Source organism: Janthinobacterium sp. SUN118 (genome assembly GCF_030397695.1).
Lineage (GTDB): Bacteria > Pseudomonadota > Gammaproteobacteria > Burkholderiales > Burkholderiaceae_D > Janthinobacterium.
Genome location: NZ_JAPUBV010000003.1, coordinates 404439 through 422461, shown reverse-complemented (window position 1 = coordinate 422461; position 18023 = coordinate 404439). Strand labels below are relative to the sequence as shown.

Annotated in this window: 15 protein-coding genes; 9 read left to right on the top strand and 6 right to left on the bottom strand. The window is 64.8% G+C overall.

All coding sequences use genetic code 11. The annotated features are described in order from the left end of the window. Positions 1 to 231: 231 nt before the first annotated feature. From O0880_RS21025 to O0880_RS21005, 5 genes are all read left to right on the top strand, one after another. A complete protein-coding gene (locus tag O0880_RS21025; protein WP_289888578.1) occupies positions 232 to 1140 on the top strand; it encodes an AAA family ATPase in 909 nt (302 codons plus the stop codon). Between the two features lie 5 nt (positions 1141 to 1145). Next, positions 1146 to 2138, top strand: coding sequence for a DUF58 domain-containing protein (locus O0880_RS21020; protein WP_289888577.1), 993 nt, complete (start codon positions 1146 to 1148; stop codon positions 2136 to 2138). Further along, positions 2135 to 4177 carry a DUF3488 and transglutaminase-like domain-containing protein gene (locus O0880_RS21015; RefSeq protein WP_289888576.1) on the top strand — a complete coding sequence of 681 codons (2043 nt, stop codon included), beginning with the start codon at positions 2135 to 2137 and terminating at the stop codon, positions 4175 to 4177. Before O0880_RS21020 ends, O0880_RS21015 begins: the two co-directional genes overlap by 4 nt. A gap of 8 nt (positions 4178 to 4185) precedes the next feature. Then, positions 4186 to 5346: a lytic murein transglycosylase B gene (mltB, locus tag O0880_RS21010; RefSeq protein ID WP_289888575.1), complete on the top strand. Its 1161-nt coding sequence runs from the start codon at positions 4186 to 4188 to the stop codon at positions 5344 to 5346. A gap of 441 nt (positions 5347 to 5787) precedes the next feature. Continuing rightward, entirely contained in the window at positions 5788 to 6120 is a 333-nt protein-coding gene (locus O0880_RS21005) for a hypothetical protein (protein WP_034751784.1), read from the top strand. 237 nt (positions 6121 to 6357) lie between these two features. Here O0880_RS21005 and cysM read toward each other — a convergent pair whose 3' ends face one another. After that, positions 6358 to 7260, bottom strand: coding sequence for a cysteine synthase CysM (gene cysM, locus O0880_RS21000; protein WP_071324906.1), 903 nt, complete (start codon positions 7258 to 7260; stop codon positions 6358 to 6360). Between the two features lie 248 nt (positions 7261 to 7508). Between cysM and O0880_RS20995 the strand changes: the two genes are divergently transcribed. The 4 genes from O0880_RS20995 to O0880_RS20980 all read left to right on the top strand — a co-directional run bounded on the left by O0880_RS20995 (position 7509) and on the right by O0880_RS20980 (position 12976). After that, on the top strand, positions 7509 to 9278 hold the full coding sequence (locus tag O0880_RS20995) for a cyclic nucleotide-binding domain-containing thioredoxin-disulfide reductase (RefSeq protein WP_289888571.1): 1770 nt from the start codon (positions 7509 to 7511) through the stop codon (positions 9276 to 9278). Between the two features lie 125 nt (positions 9279 to 9403). Then, on the top strand, positions 9404 to 10969 hold the full coding sequence (locus O0880_RS20990) for a phospholipase D family protein (RefSeq protein ID WP_289888569.1): 1566 nt from the start codon (positions 9404 to 9406) through the stop codon (positions 10967 to 10969). 236 nt (positions 10970 to 11205) lie between these two features. Next, entirely contained in the window at positions 11206 to 11952 is a 747-nt protein-coding gene (locus O0880_RS20985; RefSeq protein WP_289888568.1) for a PEPxxWA-CTERM sorting domain-containing protein, read from the top strand. A gap of 178 nt (positions 11953 to 12130) precedes the next feature. After that, a complete protein-coding gene (locus O0880_RS20980; protein WP_289888567.1) occupies positions 12131 to 12976 on the top strand; it encodes a sterol desaturase family protein in 846 nt (281 codons plus the stop codon). Positions 12977 to 13061: 85 nt separating this feature from the next. On the opposite strand, the gene O0880_RS20975 is transcribed toward O0880_RS20980, so the two are convergent. The 5 genes from O0880_RS20975 to O0880_RS20955 all read right to left on the bottom strand — a co-directional run bounded on the left by O0880_RS20975 (position 13062) and on the right by O0880_RS20955 (position 17852). After that, a complete protein-coding gene (locus tag O0880_RS20975; protein WP_289888566.1) occupies positions 13062 to 13766 on the bottom strand; it encodes a helix-hairpin-helix domain-containing protein in 705 nt (234 codons plus the stop codon). Positions 13767 to 13940: 174 nt separating this feature from the next. Further along, positions 13941 to 14885, bottom strand: a complete 945-nt coding sequence (gene rfaE1 / locus O0880_RS20970; protein WP_289888565.1) for a D-glycero-beta-D-manno-heptose-7-phosphate kinase — start codon at positions 14883 to 14885, stop codon at positions 13941 to 13943. Further along, the gene (locus tag O0880_RS20965) at positions 14882 to 16249 is read right to left on the bottom strand and encodes a UDP-glucose/GDP-mannose dehydrogenase family protein (RefSeq protein ID WP_289888563.1); all 1368 of its coding nucleotides are present in this window, start codon (positions 16247 to 16249) and stop codon (positions 14882 to 14884) included. Before O0880_RS20965 ends, rfaE1 begins: the two co-directional genes overlap by 4 nt. A gap of 78 nt (positions 16250 to 16327) precedes the next feature. Beyond that, on the bottom strand, positions 16328 to 17503 hold the full coding sequence (gene lapB / locus O0880_RS20960) for a lipopolysaccharide assembly protein LapB (RefSeq protein WP_071324912.1): 1176 nt from the start codon (positions 17501 to 17503) through the stop codon (positions 16328 to 16330). A gap of 43 nt (positions 17504 to 17546) precedes the next feature. Next, complete coding sequence (locus O0880_RS20955; protein ID WP_071326647.1) at positions 17547 to 17852, bottom strand: LapA family protein; 306 nt, start codon at positions 17850 to 17852, stop codon at positions 17547 to 17549. Positions 17853 to 18023: the final 171 nt, after the last annotated feature.

The following is an 18023-nucleotide window of genomic DNA, read 5'->3' as shown; positions in this document are numbered from 1 at the left end:
TGTACTGGTTACCTCTGTCTCTGCTCTCTATCCATACCGGGAACGCGCGCCGGATATACTGCCGATCATTCCTGCCTGCCCGGCGCGTTCTCGCATAAAATCACTGGCTGGTCTGTGCCGTCCTTGCATCATAGCGAATCTACCACGGGCGCGCAGGTGGCGGGCGGCGCCGTTTGATCTGGCCAAAGCGATTGTAAATTAAATAATCCCGTGTATTGTGATAGAAATAGCATGTTTTCGAAAATACATCAGGCCGCGCGCCAGATCGGCGACGTTCTCGTCGGCAAAGACTTGCAGATCCGCCAGACCCTCGCCTGCGTGCTGGCCGGCGGCCACCTACTGATCGAAGACGTGCCCGGCGTCGGCAAGACGACCCTGGCGCATGCGCTGGCCATCTCGCTGGGCCTGCAATGGAAGCGCCAGCAATTCACCAGCGACCTGCTGCCGGCCGACGTGGCCGGCATGAGCGTGTACGACCGCGGCAGCGCCAGTTTCATCTTCCACCCCGGCCCCCTGTTTACGCAAGTGCTGCTGGCCGACGAAATCAACCGCGCCACGCCGAAGACACAGTCCGGCCTGCTCGAAGCGATGGAAGAGCGGCAAGTGAGCCTCGATGGCGTCACGCGCGCGCTGCCGCAGCCGTTTTTCGTCATCGCCACGCAAAACTGCGCGCACCAGCTGGGCACCTTTCCCCTGCCCGAATCGCAGCTCGACCGTTTCCTCATGTGCGTCACCCTGGGCTATCCTGACGCGGCCGCCGAGCGGGCCCTGCTGCTGGGCGCCGACCGCCGCGCCATGCTGCAAACCTTGCCGGCCGTGATGAGCGCGGATGAACTGTTGCAGGCGCAGGCGGCCTTGCGCGCCATCCACGTGTCCGCCGCCGTCGTCGATTACGTGCTGGCCCTCGTGCAGGCGACGCGCGCGCCGGGCGCCTTCGCCGACGGTCTCAGCCCGCGCGCCGCGCTGGCCCTGCTGCAGGCGGCGCGCGCCTGGGCCGCGCTGGCGGGGCGCGACCATGTCACGCCCGACGATGTGCAAGCGATGCTGCTGCCCGTCTGCGCCCACCGGCTGCGCGCCGCGCAAGGGGCGACGGATAGCCGCGCCCTGCTGCAGCAATTAATGTTAAGCACTCCCGTCTGAACGGCATGCGCTTGCGCAAGATCACCTGGCTGCCGGCCCGCCCCTGGCTCGGCGCGCAGCGCGTGCACATCCGTCCGTCGCGCGCGGGACTGGCGTTTGCCGCGCTGCTGCTGGCGCTGTGGATCGCCGCCGTCAATTACCATCTGGGCCTGGGCTACGCGCTAACCTACTTCGCGGCCGCCTGCGCCATCGCCGACATGCTGTTTGCCAGCCGCAACCTGGCGGGACTGGCGCTGGCGGCCGCGCCGGGCCCGCCCGTGTTCGCGGGCGGCCACGCCTCGTTCAGCTTGCGCCTGATCAACCGCAGCCCCCGCGCGCGCCATGCGCTGCGCGTCGAGGCGTCAGGTTCCGCTGCCACGCCGCAGCTGGCCGCGCCACTGGCGGATATCGCCGTCCACGCGGAAACAACCGTCACCATCGGCGCGGCGGCGCCGCAACGGGGCTGGCTCGCCGCCCCGCCCGTGCGCCTGTCGTGCAACTTTCCGCTGGGCCTGTTTTACGCCTGGTGCCATTGGCAGCCCGAAGCCCGCGTGCTCGTGTATCCGCGCCCTGAGGCGGCTGCGCCGCCGCTGCCCTTGCCCGCTGGCATGGCGCAGATGGCAAGTCAGCAGGCCAGCGCGACCGGCGGAACCCTGGAGCTGGCCGGCGTGCGCGCCTACCAGCCCGGCGATCCGCTGCAGCGCCTGGCCTGGCGCCAGATCGCCCGCCATGACGGCGAGCATCTATTCAGCAAGCAATTCCAGCCTGCCGCCGACGCGCGCACGGGTGCAGCCCAGGGCCGCATCGTGCTCGAGCATGCCGCATTGACGGCCTTGCCGCCGGAAGCGCGCCTGTCGCGCCTGGCCGCCTGGGTGCTGGAAGCGGAACGCCGCAACCTGCCGTATGGCTTGCGCCTGGGGGCGCTGAACCTGGCGCCGGACTTGGGCGCCAGCCACCGCGACGCCTGCCTGCGCGCGCTGGCCCTGCACGACTTGCCCGCCAGCCAGGCGGCGCCATGAGGCGCTGGCTGACAAACTTGCCGCGCGACAAGGCCGACATCCTGCTCCTGCTGCTGGCGGCCGCCATGGTGCTGGCGCCGCACGCGCTGCACCTGCCGCCGTGGCTGTCGCTGGCCATGGCCGCCCCCCTGCTGTGGCGCGCCGCCATCACCGTGCGCGGCACGCGCCAGCCGCAGCTAGCCCTGCTCCTGCCGCTGGCCCTGCTGGGCATTGCCGGCGTCCACGCCAGCTATGGCACCTTGCTGGGGCGCGATGCGGGCGTGGCCATGCTGGCCTTGCTGCTGGCCCTGAAATCGCTGGAAATGCATGGCCGGCGCGACATCTTCGTGTTTGTCTTCCTCAGTTTCTTCCTGTTGCTGGCCAATTTTTTCCATGCGCAAGGCATCCTCAGCGCCGCCTGGATGCTGGCCACCGTCATCGTGCTGCTGGCCGCCCTGCTGTCGGCCCAGTACGGCGCCGTGCAGCCACGGCTGTGGCAACGGCTGCGCTTGCTCGGCCGCATGCTGGCGCTGGCCATTCCCCTGTCGGCCCTGCTGTTCTTCGTCGTGCCGCGTCCCGGCGGCCCCCTGTGGGGTGCGCCGCACGAGGGCGCGCAGGCGCGCACGGGCTTGTCGGACAGCATGCAGCCGGGCGCCATCGCCTCGCTGGCCCTGTCGGGCGAGCCCGTCTTCACGGCCCGCTTCAGCACGCCGATCCCGGCGCAGGAGCAGTTATATTGGCGCGGCGTCGTGCTGGGCGACTACGACGGCGCCACCTGGACGCGCAGCGGCGCCGGCCAGGCCACCCGCCGCGGCCAGGCGATCGACGGCAGGATCGACATCGCGCTCGATGGCCCGTCCAGCAACTACGACATCACCTTGCAAGCCAGTGGCCAGCGGCGCATCTTCGCGCTCGACGTGCCGCGCAGCATCGAACGCCTGCCCGGTAACCCCTATGTCGTCTCGCCCGCGCTGGAAGTGCTGACGGTGCAGCCAATTACTTCGACCGTCCGCTACCGCGCCAGTTCCATGCTCAGCTACCGACTGCAGGCGGGCCTGTCCACGGCGCAACAGCAGCCATGGCTGGCCTTGCCCGCCGGCAGCAATCCGCGCAGCGTGGCCTGGGCCCGCGCCTTGCGCGGCCAGGGCGCACAGGCGCTGGCGCCCGAGGCGGCCATCGCTGCCGTGCTCGATCATTTCCGCCGCGCACCGTTCCGCTACACCCTGCAACCGCCGCTGCTGGGCAAGGATGGCGTCGATGACTTCCTGTTTCGCACGCAGGCGGGCTTTTGCGAACATTACGCGGGCAGCTTTGTCGTGCTGATGCGCGCCATGGGCATTCCCGCGCGCGTCGTCACCGGCTACCAGGGCGGCACGCGCGATGCGGCGGAGGCCGGCGCCGGCACCAGCCTGACGGTGCGCCAGTCCGACGCGCATGCGTGGAGCGAAGTGTGGCTGGCTGGCCGGGGCTGGGTGCGCGTCGATCCCACCAGCGCCGTCGCCCCGCTGCGCACCGAGCGCAACCTGGACGCGGCCCTGCCGCCCGCCCCCGCGCCGCTGGCGGCCTGGCGCGCGCTGGTCGGCCTCGACGGGGGCGCCGGCGCCGCCATCGCCGCATGGCGCCAGCAATGGCAGCAAGCCGAGCAGGCGTGGAGCAGCTGGGTGCTCGACTACACGCCGCAACGCCAGCGCGCCATGCTCGACGGCGTGAAGAACATGCCGGCGCAGCGCATCGCACTGGCCTGCGCCGTGCTGGCCCTGCTGGCGGCGCTGGGCGGCGGACTGCTACACTGGCGGCAACAGCAGCGGGGCGACCCGCTCGACACCCTGTACGCGCGCTTTTGCCGGCAGCAGGCGCGACGCGGCTACAGTCGTGCGCCGCACGAGGGGCCGCACGGTTATGCTGCGCGCCTGGCTGCCGGCTCCGCCACCCCCGAGACGCACGCCGCCATCGCGCGCTTTCTGGCAATCTATGCCGCGATGAAGTATGGTAATGCCAGCCCAGACGAACAACTCCGCGCGCGGCGCAGCTTGCGCCGCCTGTTAACCCAATGCCGATGAGACGCTCCTTGTTACCGATCAAATACCCCGCCCTGTCCCTGCTCCTCTCCCTTCCCCTGTGCATGGCAAGCGCGCACGCGGGTGAAAACAGCAATATTTCAGCCGCCGACCGCGCCCGCGCCGTGCGCGCGGCCAAGGCCCAGCCCGTCAAGAAGGCGGCGCTCAAGCCGGCAGCGAAGAAGGCGCCGGCGAAATTCGACTTCGAAGGCGAATTTGTCGACTATGCCAACTGGAAGGAAGTACGCGCCTTCCTCGACGAGATGGCCGCCAAGCATGGCTTTGACCGCGCCGAACTCGACACCCTGATCGGCAAGGTGCGCTATGTGGAATCGACGGTGCAGCTGATGAAGCCGGCGCCCCCGGGCAAGCCGAAGAACTGGCAAGCGTACAGCGCCCGCTTCATCGAACCGGTGCGCATCAATGCGGGCGTGAAATTCTGGGAAGAAAACGCGGAAGCGCTGGGCCGCGCCGAGCGCGAATATGGCGTGCCGGCCGAGATCATCGTCGGCATCATCGGCGTGGAAACCGTGTATGGCCGCAACACGGGCCGCTTCCGCGTGCTCGATGCGCTGACCACGCTGGCGTTTTCCTATCCGGAAAGCCCAACGCGGGCCGCGCGCATGGCATTTTTCAAGGGCGAGCTGGAAAACGCGCTGCTGTTCGCGCGCAAGGATGGCATCGATCCGCTGACCCTGCTCGGCTCGTATGCGGGCGCCATCGGCCTGCCCCAGTTCATGCCTAGCAGCATCATGAAATATGCGGTGGACTTCGATGGCGATAGTCACATCGACTTGCGCAATTCGACGGCCGACGCCATCGGCAGCGTGGCGCACTTCCTCGTCGAACACGGCTGGCGCCGCGACGATCCGGCCATCAGCGTGTATCCGGTCAACGTTTCGCCCAACCGCGCCTGGGAACAGTTCATCGGCCAGGGCTTGCAGGCGAAGTACCGTCTGGACGAGCTGCAGGCGGCCGGCGTCAGCGTCGTATCGCCCGTGCCACAAAACATGCTGTTCGGCTTGATCGACTTGCAAAATGGCTCAGAAGCAACTGAGTATAGCTTGGCAACCAATAACTTCTTTGCTATAACTCAGTACAACAGAAGTTATTTTTATGCCATGTCAGTAATCGACCTGGGCAAGGCTATCAGTCAAGTGCGCGCACGCTAACCGAAAGTCAGTGTAAAGTTGTAATATTACTTGTAAGAAAGCGTAAGCGATGTTGAAGCGACCGGCAAACACGTCTATGGTGGAGTCGATAACATCGTGCCAGCCTCGCTCGCCAGCCTGTTGTGCGGCACGGGATACAGAAATGGTTTTATACTTAACTTTTGTCAAAGTACAATTTTTGTTCTATCATAGAGCAATAATAAAGAATAAATAGGTGTTGCAGCAAGACAACGCCGATTCTGTACCAAGCAAGATTGCAGTGCTTTCCAGCCTGAAATTGAATCCTGCTGTACAATTGTGTATATATTATGAAAAACTGTCTCCCGGATCGTACCGTGTGTGAATTTGTTCCTTTTAGTAAAGAATGAACATGAACGCAGCAAGAGCGAGCTCCGAGTGTTTTTTACTTTGCAGTGCAACTACAGAAGGAACAACAACATCATGACAAACCAAGTCGGCATTGATATGAACAGCGATTCGGACTCCGACGATCTGCTTCAGTACAACCCAAACAGATTGCTCGATACCCTGATCGAAAACCTGCGCCTGAAAAACGACGCAGCCCTGTCGCGCGCACTGGAAGTCGCGCCACCAGTCATCAGCAAAATCCGCCACCACCGCCTGCCGGTCGGCGCATCGCTGCTGATACGCATGCATGAAGTCAGCGACCTGAGCATCCGTGACCTGCGTTACCTGATGGGTGACCGTCGCAACAAATTCCGCATCAGCGACAAGCAATTCAAGCCAAAAGAAGGCGAAACGCCACAAGGCTGATCCTGCCAGTTATGCAGGTTTTCCCTCCCCGCCATGGGGAGGGGGTAGTTTTCAGCAGTTCTCCGGCCGTCCTGGCCACAGTATATTTCCGCCTTCCACCGTATTTTCCAAGCTGTATCGACGCCCGGTCAAGCCGTCGCAAGCGGCAGTGATCTGTGGCCAAGAAGCGCAAGCGTGCTCCAGCACGGTGAGCATCGCTGGCCGCAAAGCGCGCCACGCTGCAGCCGGGCTCCGCTATCAGGCAGGAAAGACGCCGGTCGACAGATAGCGGTCGCCGCGGTCGCAGACGACAAACACGATCGTCGCATTTTCCACCGTCTGCGAAATGCGCAGCGCGATTTCGCATGCACCAGCCGCGGAGATGCCGCAGAACAAGCCCTCTTCCGCCGCCAGGCTGCGCGCCATGCGCTCTGCCACGCCCTGGCTCACGTATTCGACCTGGTCGACGCGGCTCTTGTCGTAGATTTTCGGCAAATATGCTTCCGGCCATTTGCGGATGCCGGGAATCTGCGAGCCTTCCTCGGGCTGCGCGCCGATGATCTGGATGGCGGGATTCTGTTCCTTCAGGTAGCGCGACACGCCCATGATGGTGCCCGTCGTGCCCATGGCGCTGACGAAGTGCGTGACGCGCCCGTCCGTGTCGCGCCAGATTTCCGGCCCCGTCGTTTCATAGTGGGCGCGCGAATTGTCTTCATTGGCGAACTGGTCGAGGATCACGCCGCGGCCATCCTTCTGCATCTGCTCGGCCAAGTCGCGCGCATATTCCATGCCGCCCGTCTTCGGCGTCAATAAAATGTCGGCGCCGTAGGCGGCCATGCTCTGGCGGCGCTCCACGCTGAGGTTATCCGGCATCAGCAACAGCATCTTGTAACCGCGCAAGGCGGCAGCCATGGCCAGCGCAATGCCGGTATTGCCGCTGGTGGCCTCGATCAGGGTATCGCCCGGCTTGATGACGCCGCGTTCTTCAGCGCGCTTGAGCATGGACATGGCGGCGCGGTCCTTCACGGAGCCGGCCGGGTTATTGCCTTCCAGCTTGCCCAAGATGACGTTATTGCGCGCGATCGCATCGGCGCCCGGCAAGCGCGTCAGCTGCACCAGCGGGGTATTGCCTATCGTATCTTCCAGTGTCTTGTAAGCCATCGTGTCTGTTTGAGTAATTTCAACAAAGACCCATTCTAATATGAGATGCTGGACGGCGTACGGCTAAAAACCGCTGCCCCGCCAGGCAGGCCGCGTTGCGACGGCCCTGGCGCCAGGCCGCATGGCGCCTTGCTTTGCAGCAGTTACGGGCGAGGCCATGCGGCTTCCCAGCGCCCCGCGCGCGCATGCGCTAGACTCGTGGCGGTTAGTTATTTTAGTAATTTGCTTATTCAATCAATGGATTAGTCATGGCCAGCACCACACCCGAATTCATCCCCGAAACCACGCAGGACGATCCCGTCCAGGCCAGCAGCCTCGATATCCAGGGCCGCATGCACCAGATTTCCCCCGTCTTCACCGAAGCGGAACTGCGCCGATTGCAACGCTATGGCAAGGTCTGCCACTACGCCGGCGGCGCCACCCTGTTCGAGGCAGGCAGCAGCAGCTTCGGCATGCTGGTCATCCTGTCGGGCAACGTGGCCGTCACGCGCCATGAAGGACTGGGCCGCACCTCGCTGATGCGCGAAATCGGTCCCGGCCACTTCATCGCCGAAGTGGCGCAGCTGTCGGGCCGCCCCGCCCTCGTCAACGGCCATGCCGTGGGCGACGTGGAGGTGCTCGTGATCAGCTCGGAATCCTTGCGCGCGCTGATCGTGGCGGAAGCGGAAATGGGCGAGCGCATCGTGCGCGCCCTGATCCTGCGCCGCGTGGCGCTGATCGAAGTCAATTCGGGCGGCCCCGTGCTGGTGGGACCGCGCGGCAATGGCAATCTGTTCCAGCTGCAAAGCTTCTTGTCGAGCAATGGCCATCCGCACACGGTGCTCGACCCGGCCAGCGATGCGGCCGCCGCCGCGCTGGCCGAGCGCTATCAGCCCGCGCCGCAGGAGTGGCCGCTGGTGGTGTGCCCCGACGGCAAGGTCATGAAGAATCCGGGCAATGCGGAACTGGGGCGCTGCCTGGGCATGCTGCCCTATTTGTCCGGCGACAAGATCTTCGACGTGCTGGTGGTGGGCGCCGGCCCGGCCGGCCTGGCGACGGCCGTGTATGCGGCCTCGGAAGGCTTGTCCGTGCTGGCCCTGGAACAGCGCGCGTATGGCGGCCAGGCGGGCGCCAGCGCGCGCATCGAAAATTACCTGGGCTTCCCAACGGGCATCTCCGGCCGCGCGCTGGCCGGCCGCGCCTACGTGCAGGCGCAAAAGTTCGGCGTCGAGATCGCCACGCCGGCCAGCGCCGCCAACCTGCTGTGCGACAGCTGGCCGCTGCGCGTGACCCTGTGCGACGGCACCCAGGTGCGCGCCCGCACGGTGGTGCTGTCGTGTGGCGCGCGCTACCGCCGCCCGTCGCTGGCGAACCTGAAAACCTACGAGGGACGGGGCGTGTATTACTGGGCCTCGCCCATCGAGGCCAAGCTGTGCCGGCAGGAAGAGATCATTCTGGTCGGCGGCGGCAACTCGGCCGGCCAGGCGGCCGTGTTCCTCTCCGGCCACGCGGCCAGAGTCCACATGGTGATCCGCGGCGAGGGACTGGCGGCCAGCATGTCGAGCTACCTGATCGAGCGCATCGCCGCCACGCCCAACATCACCTTGCACACGCACACGGAAATCATCGCCCTCGAAGGCGACGAGGATGGCTTGACGGGCGCGCGCTGGCGCAACAATGCCAGCGGCGAAGAGTGCGATTGCGCCGTGCGCCGCGTGTTTCTCTTCGTCGGCGCCGATCCGAATACGGACTGGCTGCACGACTGCGCCGTCGCCGTCGACGAACAGGGCTTCATCCGCACGGGCTTCGACGTCACGCGCGCCGAATGCCGCGCCCACGGCCACGCCGCGCAGTTATTCAACCCGCCGCCCGACTTGCCGGAGCGGGCGGCGCTGGAAACGAGCGTGCCGGGCGTCTTTGCCATCGGCGACGTGCGCGCCGGCTCGACCAAGCGCGTGGCCGCCGCCGTGGGAGAAGGAGCGGCCGTCGTTTCCCAGATTCACGGCTTCCTGGCGCGGCTGCCGCCCGGCGCAGTCTGAAAATCATGCGTTATAGAAACTGCTACAATCGGGCGTTCCCCTCCAGATGAAAGAGCATGCATGCGTCAGTTCGCCTTCATTCCCGCCCGCCAGCGCCTGCGCGCGGTCCGCTGACGGTGCGCCGCATGCTGGTCAAACTGCTGCTGTTCGCCACGCTGTTCATTCTGCTCAGCATTGCCGCCCTGTACAGCTACGGCCGCTTCGCCGAGCGTTCGCTGGGGCCGCCAGGGCAAGCCTTGCCCGTGGCGGCGGAAGCCACCTTGCTCGACCGCGTGCTGGCGCCGCAACTGGCGCAGCGTCCGCAGCAAAGCGGCACGGCCCTGATCGACGACAACCTGGAAGCGTTCGCCCTGCGCGCCCTGAGCGCGCGCGAAGCGGGCCGCAGCATCGACCTGCAATATTACATCTGGCATAACGACGTCACGGGACGGCTGCTGGTGCGCGAACTGCTGCGCGCGGCCGACCGTGGCGTGCGCGTGCGCGTGCTGCTCGACGACATCAACGCACGCGGCCAGGATGCGGCCATCCTGGCGCTGGACAGCCATCCGCTGATCGACGTGCGCATCTTCAATCCAGGCCGCAACCGCGACGGCATCTGGCGCCGCGCCGTGGAGATGGCCTTGCGCGCCGTCAGCCTGAACCGGCGCATGCACAACAAGGCCTGGATCGTCGACGGCAGGGTGGCCATCGTCGGCGGGCGCAATATCGGCGACGAATATTTCGATGCCGCCGAACAAGTCAATTTCCAGGATGCCGACCTGCTGCTGGTGGGGCCCGCCGTGCAGCAGACGAGCGACATCTTCGACCGTTTCTGGAACAGCCGTGCCGTCATTCCCATCGGCGCCCTGCATGCCGGCAAGAACGCCGGCGCACCGGAACTGCAGGCCGTGCGCGCCCGCCTCGACGCGCTGACGGGCGAAGTGGGCGCCTCGCCATACTTGCAGCAACTGACCGATGCGGGCCAGCTGCAAGCCCATCTGGACGGACGCCTGCGTTTGCACTGGAGCGAGCACGTGCAGGTGGTGTCGGATCCGCCGGAAAAAGCCGCGCCCGTGGCCAGCCTGCAGCGGAGCGAGCACTGGCTCATGCACAGCTTGCTGCCCCTGTTGACGCAGGCGCGCGAGGAAGTGCTGCTGACCTCGCCGTACTTCGTGCCCGGCACGGCACTCAGCGCCACGCTGGGCGGCAAGGTCGGCGCCGGCGTCAAGGTCGGCGTCCTGACCAACTCGCTGGCCGCCACCGACGTCGCGCTGGTCCACGCGGGCTATGCGCGCTACCGCCAGCTGCTGCTCGCCGGCGGCGTCGACCTGTATGAATTGAAGACCCTGCACCGCAAGCGCATCAGCCTGATGGGCTCGAGCCGCGCCAGCCTGCACACCAAGGCCGTGGTGGTCGATGGCGAGCGCGGTTTTGTCGGCTCCTTCAACCTCGATCCCCGTTCGGCACAGCTGAACACGGAAATGGGCGTGCTGTTTGCCGACCCGGCGCTGGCAAGCGACATGCGCGCGCTGTTCCTGCGTTCGGTCTCGAGCGATACCAGCTACCGCTTGTTCCTCGACGATGGCGCGCTGCGCTGGTCCGACGCGACAGAAGAGCCACCCAGGGTGTGGACGCACGATCCGGAGTCCGGTTTCTGGCGCCGCGCGCTGGTCGCCGTCATGCGCTGGCTGCCGATCGAATCGCAGCTGTAGCGGCCGCCTGCCGGCATGCATGGAGTTGAATCTTGATAAAATTACCAATTAAAAATATTTGTTGTTTTCGAGACATGTTAGATGCTGTTTTGCCAAACGCTGCTATAATTTAGCCACCAAGACATAATAGTTGTCACAGAAATACATTTCTCGCCCCTTCCGCGACGAAACCCGCCGTTGGCCAAAAGCTCGCCGACAGACTGCAACACTGACCTGTCACTTTTGGAGCTATGATCATGCGTAACTTATTCCCAGTACTGGCGCTGTCCGCCGCTGCCGCGCTGTCCGCCACGACGGCCCAGGCATCCAGCAACCTCGTCAAGAATGGCGATTTCGAACTGACCAGCAACGGCACGTCGAAACAGCTGAACGAAGGCAACTACGACCGCAACGACCGCACCTACCTGACCGACTGGTCCAGCAAGGGCTACAACTTCGTCTTGAATGGCAACAACATCGACGATACCAACGCACCAACGGCGCTGGCCTTGTGGGGGCCAAACTCGTACAGCGGCCGTGGTCCGCAAAACGGCCTGGGCGTCAGCCCCACGGGCGGCAATGTGCTGGCGGCCGACTGGGATTACTTCCCCGGCCCCGTCACGCAGCAAGTCAGCGGCCTGATCCCAGGCCAGGCTTACACCCTGAGTTTTTCCTACGGCGCGGGCCAGCAGGTGGGCTTCCGTGGCGATAACCTGGTCAATTACTGGGATGTGTCGCTGGGCAACAGCAAACAGCACACCACCTCGCTGGCCAACGTCAGCCAGGGTTTCACGGGCTGGCACCAGGCCAGCATGACCTTCACGGCCACCAACAGCAGCGAATTGCTGTCGTTCATGGCCAAGGGCAGCCCATCCGGCGCGCCGCCATTCATGCTGCTCGATGGCGTCTCGCTGGTCTCGGCCGTGCCGGAACCATCGACCTGGGGCATGCTGATCGGCGGCCTGGCCTTGCTCGGCTTCATGGCGCGGCGCCGCAAAGGCTGACCAAACCTGCGGCGCGGAGCGGGGCGTGCCCTGCGATGCTCGCTGTACTGTTGTACAGCTGCGCTGCCCGGCCGCGCCGCGCATCCGCTCGCTAGGGTGTTGTTACGCCCTGGCGTGCCAGCAGATACGAACCGGCATTTCCTGGGCCGGGTTTTCACCGCCCAATCACATCGCTACCATGAGCCTGCTCCACACCGTGCAAATGCAACTTCCCGGCATCGCCGTCGATGTGCTGCGCCTGGGCCTGTGGCTGGTACTGCTGAGCGTGATCTTCGTGCCGCTCGAACGCTACTTTGGCGAACGGCATGCGGGACGATCCCGCACGGAACTGTTCAGCGACCTGGGCTTTTATTTCCTCAGCAGCCTGCTGCCGGCCATACTGCTGGCCGCGCCACTGGCCCTGGTCGCCGTCGCTGGCCAGCGCCTGCTGCCGGACGCCATTCCCGCCACCCTGGCCGCCCTGCCCCTGTGGGCCAAACTGCTGCTGGGCTTGCTGATCGGCGAAGTCGGCACTTACTGGGGGCATAGACTCAGCCATGAAATACCGTGGCTGTGGCGCTACCACGCCGTGCACCACAGTACGGAGCAGCTGTATTTCCTCGCCAACACGCGCACCCATCCCGTCGACATGGTCGTCACGCGCCTGTTCGGCCTGACGCCCCTGTATCTGCTGGGCCTGGCCGGCCCCGGCGCGGCGGGCAGCGCGGCGCCCGTGCTGCTGCTGTTGCTCGGCACCGTCTGGGGCTTCTTCATCCACGCCAACCTGCGCTGGCGCTTTGGCCCGCTCGAATGGCTGGTGGCCACGCCCGCCTTCCACCATTGGCACCACAGCAAGTTCGAGCACATCAACCGCAACTACGCCTCGACCCTGCCCGTGCTGGACCGCCTGTTCGGCACCCACCACTTGCCGCGCGAATGGCCCAGCGCCTGCGGCATCGAGGCGGCCATGCCCAGGACGCTGACAGGGCAGCTGACGGCTCCCTTCCTGCGTCAAGGCAAGGGCGAAACGGGGACTGCGGAATAAAAAAACCCCGCGCGGCCGGTACCACGCGGGGTTTCCTTGTCGTGCTGCGCGGCACCACCACACAACACGCTTTACAGCAACACGCTTACTTTTTCTCGGCTTCCGCCTTCTTCGCTTCGGCAGCAGCCAGCTTGGCTTCCTTCTTCGCAGCCGCTTCCGCAGCCTTGGCCTCTTTCTTGGCGGCCGTTGCCGCTTTCTTCGCGGCAGCCGCTTCCTTCTTCGTTTCCGCAGCCGTCTTCACGGGAGCGGCATCGGCGGCTGCGGCAACCGGAGCAGTCGCTGCGGCAGGCACGACCTTGGCGGCGGCGGCTTCTTTTTTCGCGGCGGCAGCGGCGGCCTTGGCTTCCTTGCGGGCAGCGGCGGCTTCCTTCTTCGCTTCAGCGGCCGACTTGGCTGGTGCCGCAGCGGTGTCGGTCGCAGCAGCTGGCTTCGGCGCGGCTTCTTTCGCTGCAACTTCCTTCACAGCAGTTTCCTTTTTTGCCGCGGCCGGCTTGGCGACCGGGGCCGCCGGCGCGCCGGACTTGGCCTGGCCATTCACCTGCAAGCCCGCTTCCGACAGTTTCACGGAGCTTTTCGGACCGATGCCCTTCACACGGGCTTCAAAATCGGCCCAATCCTTGAAGGCGCCGCCCTTGGCACGCTCGTCGACGATGGCTTTCGAGGTGACGGGGCCGATGCCCTTGACGCTGTCGAGTGCCGCCTGGTCCGCCTTGTTGACGTCGACCTGGGCAAACGCGAAGCCCATGGTCGCAATCAGGGTGGCGATGGCCAGCAGTATTTTTTTAAACATAGGTATCTCTCCGTGATGTGGTTTCAAGATGACTCGAACGCAAGGGAGGAACAGCGCCTTAACGACTTTAACGGCTGGGACGTGATACGGTTGACAAGATGGGGGCACAACGGAAGGGGAAAGCCTGCGCCAGATCAAACGCTCTGGCACAGGCAAGATGCGGGATAAAGCGGATTATTCCGGGAACAGCTCGTCGCGGGTGACGGTGGCCGTGCCCAGCTTGCCGACGACGATGCCGCCGGCGCGGTTGGCCGTGCGCACGGCGTCGCCCAGGCTCATGCCGGCGCCCAGCATGGCCGCCATAGTGGCGATCACCGTGTCGCCGGCGCCCGAGACGTCGAACACTTCGCGCGCATCGGTAGGCATGTGCAGCACCTCGTCGGCCGTGTACAGGCTCATGCCCTCTTCCGAACGCGTCAGCAGCAAGGCGTCCAGGCCCAGCTGCGCGCGCATCTGCTGCGCCCGCTCGGTGAGTTGCTCTTCCGTACTCCAGTTGCCGATCACGCGGCGCAATTCCGACTTGTTCGGAGTAAGCACTGACGCCCCCGTGTAGCGGCTGAAATCATCGCCTTTCGGGTCGACCATGACGATCTTGCCAGCCTTTCTCGCCGCCTTGATCATCTCGGCCACGTTCACCAGGCTGCCTTTCGCATAGTCGGACAGGATCACCACGTCATAGTTGGGCAACAGCGCGTTGAATTGCGCCAGCTTGTCGCGCAGTACCGTATCGCTGGGCGCATCCTCGAAGTCGATGCGCAGCATTTGCTGCTGGCGCCCGATCACGCGCAGCTTGATGATGGTGGAGATGGCCGCGTCGCGCTTCAGGTAGCTATGGATGCCGCTACCCGTGAGCAAATGCTCGACCTGGCTGCCCGCCTCGTCGTCGCCCACCACGCCGAGCAAGCTCGTCTTCGCCCCCAGCGCGGCCGCATTGCGCGCCACGTTGGCCGCGCCGCCCAGGCGTTCCTCGCGCTTCTCGATGCGCACGATGGGCACGGGCGCTTCCGGCGAAATACGGCTGACGTCGCCAAACCAGTAACGGTCCAGCATCACGTCGCCCACCACCAGCAGGCGCACCTGGGCCAGCGCGGCTGGCACCGTCAAGTCGCGGGCGCTCATGCGCGCGTCAGGATCGAGCGACCGATCCCGTGGTATTCGATGCCCGCCTCGGCCATGACGGCCGGTTCGAACAGGTTGCGGCCGTCAAAGATCACGGCTTCCTTCAGGCGCGCCTTGATCTGCTCGAAATCGGGGCTGCGGAAGGCTTTCCACTCGGTCACGATGGCCAGCGCGTCGGCATCCGTCAGCGCGTCGATCGGGCTGGCGGCAAAGCGCACGTTTTCCAGCTGCGCCGGCGTCAGGTCCAGCTGCAATACGCGCTTGGCCTCGGCCATGGCGACGGGGTCATACACGGCCACCGTGGCGCCGCGCTGCAGCAAGTCGCGCAGCAGCACGCGGGCCGACGCTTCGCGCATGTCGTCCGTGTTCGGCTTGAAAGCCAGGCCCCACACGGCAAAATGCCGGCCGGACAGGTCTTCACCGAAGCGCTTGACCACTTTCCCGCCCAGCACCATCTTCTGCTTGTCGTTCACCGCCTCGACGGCGCGCAGGATCAGCAATTCCTGACCGTGGCCGCGCGCCGTGCGCTCGAGCGCCTGCACGTCTTTCGGGAAGCACGAACCGCCATAGCCGCAGCCCGCATACAGGAAGCTGTGGCCGATGCGCGGATCGGAGCCGATGCCGTGGCGTACGGCCTCGATGTCGACGCCGACCTTGTCGGCCAGGTTGGCCAGTTCATTCATGAAGGAAATGCGCGTGGCCAGCATGGCATTCGCCGCATATTTCGTGAATTCGGCCGAACGCACGTCCATCCAGTAAGTGCGCTCGTGGTTGCGGTTGAATGGCGCGTACAGGCTTTTCAGCAATTCGCGCGCGCGCTCGCCGTCCGGCGTGGCGTCGACGCCGATGACGATACGGTCCGGGCGCATGAAGTCTTCGACGGCCGCGCCTTCCTTGAGGAATTCCGGATTCGACGCCACGGAGAAGGTGGCGGCCACGCCGCGCGCATCGAGCTCGCCCTGGATGGCGGCGCGCACTTTTTCGGCCGTGCCGACGGGCACGGTCGACTTGTCGACGATGACCTTGTAATCCGTCATGTACTTGCCGATGCCGCGCGCGGCGGCCAGCACGTATTGCAGGTCGGCCGAGCCGTCCTCGTCGGGCGGGGTGCCGACGGCGATGAATTGCATCACGCCATGCGCGGCAGCCGCTTCGACGTCGGTGGAAAAGGTCATGCGCCCGGCGGCGCGGTTGCGCGCCACGACCTCTTCCAGGCCCGGCTCATGGATGGGGATGCCGCCGCTGTTGAGCAGGGCCACTTTTTGCGCGTCCAGGTCGAGACAAAAAACGTCGTTGCCCAGCTCCGCCAGGCAAGCGCCGGTCACGAGGCCGACATAGCCCGTGCCGATAATGGTGATTTTCATGGTTGTACCGTATTTCTAAATATAGATGCTGCAAACAAGTACACGCCACGTTGCACTGGGGCAAGGTGGCGTGTAGGGTTAATTCATGACGTTCAATTCTTCGGTACGGCGTGGCGGGTAGGTTTCCCACTTGTTGCAGCCCGGGCAGTGCCAGTAGAACTGGCGCGCCTTGAAGCCGCAATGGCTGCACTGGTAGCGGGCCAACTTTTGCGTATAGCCATGCACGAGGTTTTTCACCATCGACAACTCCGACCAGATGGCGGCCGGGGCATCCATCATGCGCGCTTCGAGCAGCTTGTCCAGGCCCAGCAGGGTGGGCGTGCGGCGCAATTCGGCGCTGACCAGCTGTTTCGCCGCTTCCACGCCGTCGAGTTCGATGACGGCCTTGAAGACGACTTCGATGAGGTCGATCGACGACGCTTCTTCCAGGTAGGAACGCAGCAGGTTGACGCCTTCCTGTGCACGGCCGAGCTTGGTGTAACCGTCCATCAGGCGCTGCGCCACCAGGGCCACGTGCGGCACGCTTTGCTGCTCGACACGGCGCCAGGTGGTCAGCGCACCTTCCACGTCGCCGCGCGCCAGCAACACGTCGCCCGTCAGGATGGTGGCGCGCACGCTCTTGCGGTCCGTCTGCAGGGCTTTTTCCAGCAGCGGCATGGCTTCGTCCGGCTTCAGGTGCACGAGCGCGTCATGCGCCAGTTCGCAATAGAATTGCGCGATTTCCTTCTGCCGTGCACCGGCGCCCGCTTCCTGCAAGCCCACGGCCGCTTCGATGGCACGCGGCCACTCCTTTTCGCGCTGGTAGATTTCCAGCAGCGCACGCCGCGCCTGGGCCGCATATTGCGTGTCGACCAGGCTGTTGAAGGTTTCCTCGGCACGGTCCAGCAAGCCCGCCTTCAGGTAATCCATGCCCAGCTCGTAGGCGGCATGGCCCTGCTGCTCCAGCGGCAGGTCGGGACGCGCCAGCAAGTTCTGGTGCACGCGGATGGCCCGTTCCGTCTCGCCACGGCGGCGGAACAGGTTGCCCAGTGCAAAGTGCATATCGGCCGATTCCGGGTCCAGCTTGACCACTTCGATGAAGGCATCGATGGCCTTGTCGTGCTGCTCGTTGAGCAGGAAATTCAAGCCCTTGAAGTAATTGCGCGGCAAGCTGCGCGATTCCGACACCAGTTGATGGATGTCAACGCGCGCGGCGATCCAGCCCAGCGCGAAAAACACCGGGATACCCAAGAGCCACCAGAGTTCAAATTCCATGCGATTGTTTTTATTCGAGTAAGAGAGAAAGGAGCGATGGCGCTTACTGCTGCGCGCTCACGCTGTCCGGTTGCGGCTGGACATTGGTGGCCACGCCGACGGTCTGCAGCGCGGCGATGGTGGTTTTTTGCTTGGTCGCTTCGCGGCGGTGACGGAACACGGTGGGCGTCAGGGCCAGCACGCCGAGGCTGGCGCCGGCGACAAAAAAGCCCAGCAGCATCAGCACCAGGGGGCCGCGAATTTCATAATTGAGGAAGACATGCAGGTCGACAACCTGCGCATTCTTCAGCGCAAAACTGAAGAACAGGACGAAAAGAACACAGCCAACGATGGTGGAGATGATTTTCATCGATAGGTCCAGAGTGAACAAAAAAATGCCCGTGCCACATGGCACAAACGCAGAGCGCTGATCAAACCGTAGCGAGCGGCAGCGATTTGTGGCCGAGAAGCGCAACCGTACTTGAGTACGGTGAGCATCGCCGGCCGCAAAGCGCGACGCGCAGTAGGTTTGATCAGTGCT

What these genes read in the sequence shown, in the direction of transcription:
- O0880_RS21025 (WP_289888578.1), top strand. Translation starts at nt 232, where the DNA reads ATGTTTTCGAAAATACATCAGGCCGCGCGCCAGATCGGCGACGTTCTC.
- O0880_RS21020 (WP_289888577.1), top strand. Translation starts at nt 1,146, where the DNA reads ATGCGCTTGCGCAAGATCACCTGGCTGCCGGCCCGCCCCTGGCTCGGC.
- O0880_RS21015 (WP_289888576.1), top strand. Translation starts at nt 2,135, where the DNA reads ATGAGGCGCTGGCTGACAAACTTGCCGCGCGACAAGGCCGACATCCTG.
- O0880_RS21005 (WP_034751784.1), top strand. Translation starts at nt 5,788, where the DNA reads ATGACAAACCAAGTCGGCATTGATATGAACAGCGATTCGGACTCCGAC.
- cysM (WP_071324906.1), bottom strand. Translation starts at nt 7,260, where the DNA reads ATGGCTTACAAGACACTGGAAGATACGATAGGCAATACCCCGCTGGTG.
- O0880_RS20995 (WP_289888571.1), top strand. Translation starts at nt 7,509, where the DNA reads ATGGCCAGCACCACACCCGAATTCATCCCCGAAACCACGCAGGACGAT.
- O0880_RS20990 (WP_289888569.1), top strand. Translation starts at nt 9,404, where the DNA reads ATGCTGGTCAAACTGCTGCTGTTCGCCACGCTGTTCATTCTGCTCAGC.
- O0880_RS20985 (WP_289888568.1), top strand. Translation starts at nt 11,206, where the DNA reads ATGCGTAACTTATTCCCAGTACTGGCGCTGTCCGCCGCTGCCGCGCTG.
- O0880_RS20980 (WP_289888567.1), top strand. Translation starts at nt 12,131, where the DNA reads ATGAGCCTGCTCCACACCGTGCAAATGCAACTTCCCGGCATCGCCGTC.
- O0880_RS20975 (WP_289888566.1), bottom strand. Translation starts at nt 13,766, where the DNA reads ATGTTTAAAAAAATACTGCTGGCCATCGCCACCCTGATTGCGACCATG.
- rfaE1 (WP_289888565.1), bottom strand. Translation starts at nt 14,885, where the DNA reads ATGAGCGCCCGCGACTTGACGGTGCCAGCCGCGCTGGCCCAGGTGCGC.
- O0880_RS20965 (WP_289888563.1), bottom strand. Translation starts at nt 16,249, where the DNA reads ATGAAAATCACCATTATCGGCACGGGCTATGTCGGCCTCGTGACCGGC.
- lapB (WP_071324912.1), bottom strand. Translation starts at nt 17,503, where the DNA reads ATGGAATTTGAACTCTGGTGGCTCTTGGGTATCCCGGTGTTTTTCGCG.
- O0880_RS20955 (WP_071326647.1), bottom strand. Translation starts at nt 17,852, where the DNA reads ATGAAAATCATCTCCACCATCGTTGGCTGTGTTCTTTTCGTCCTGTTC.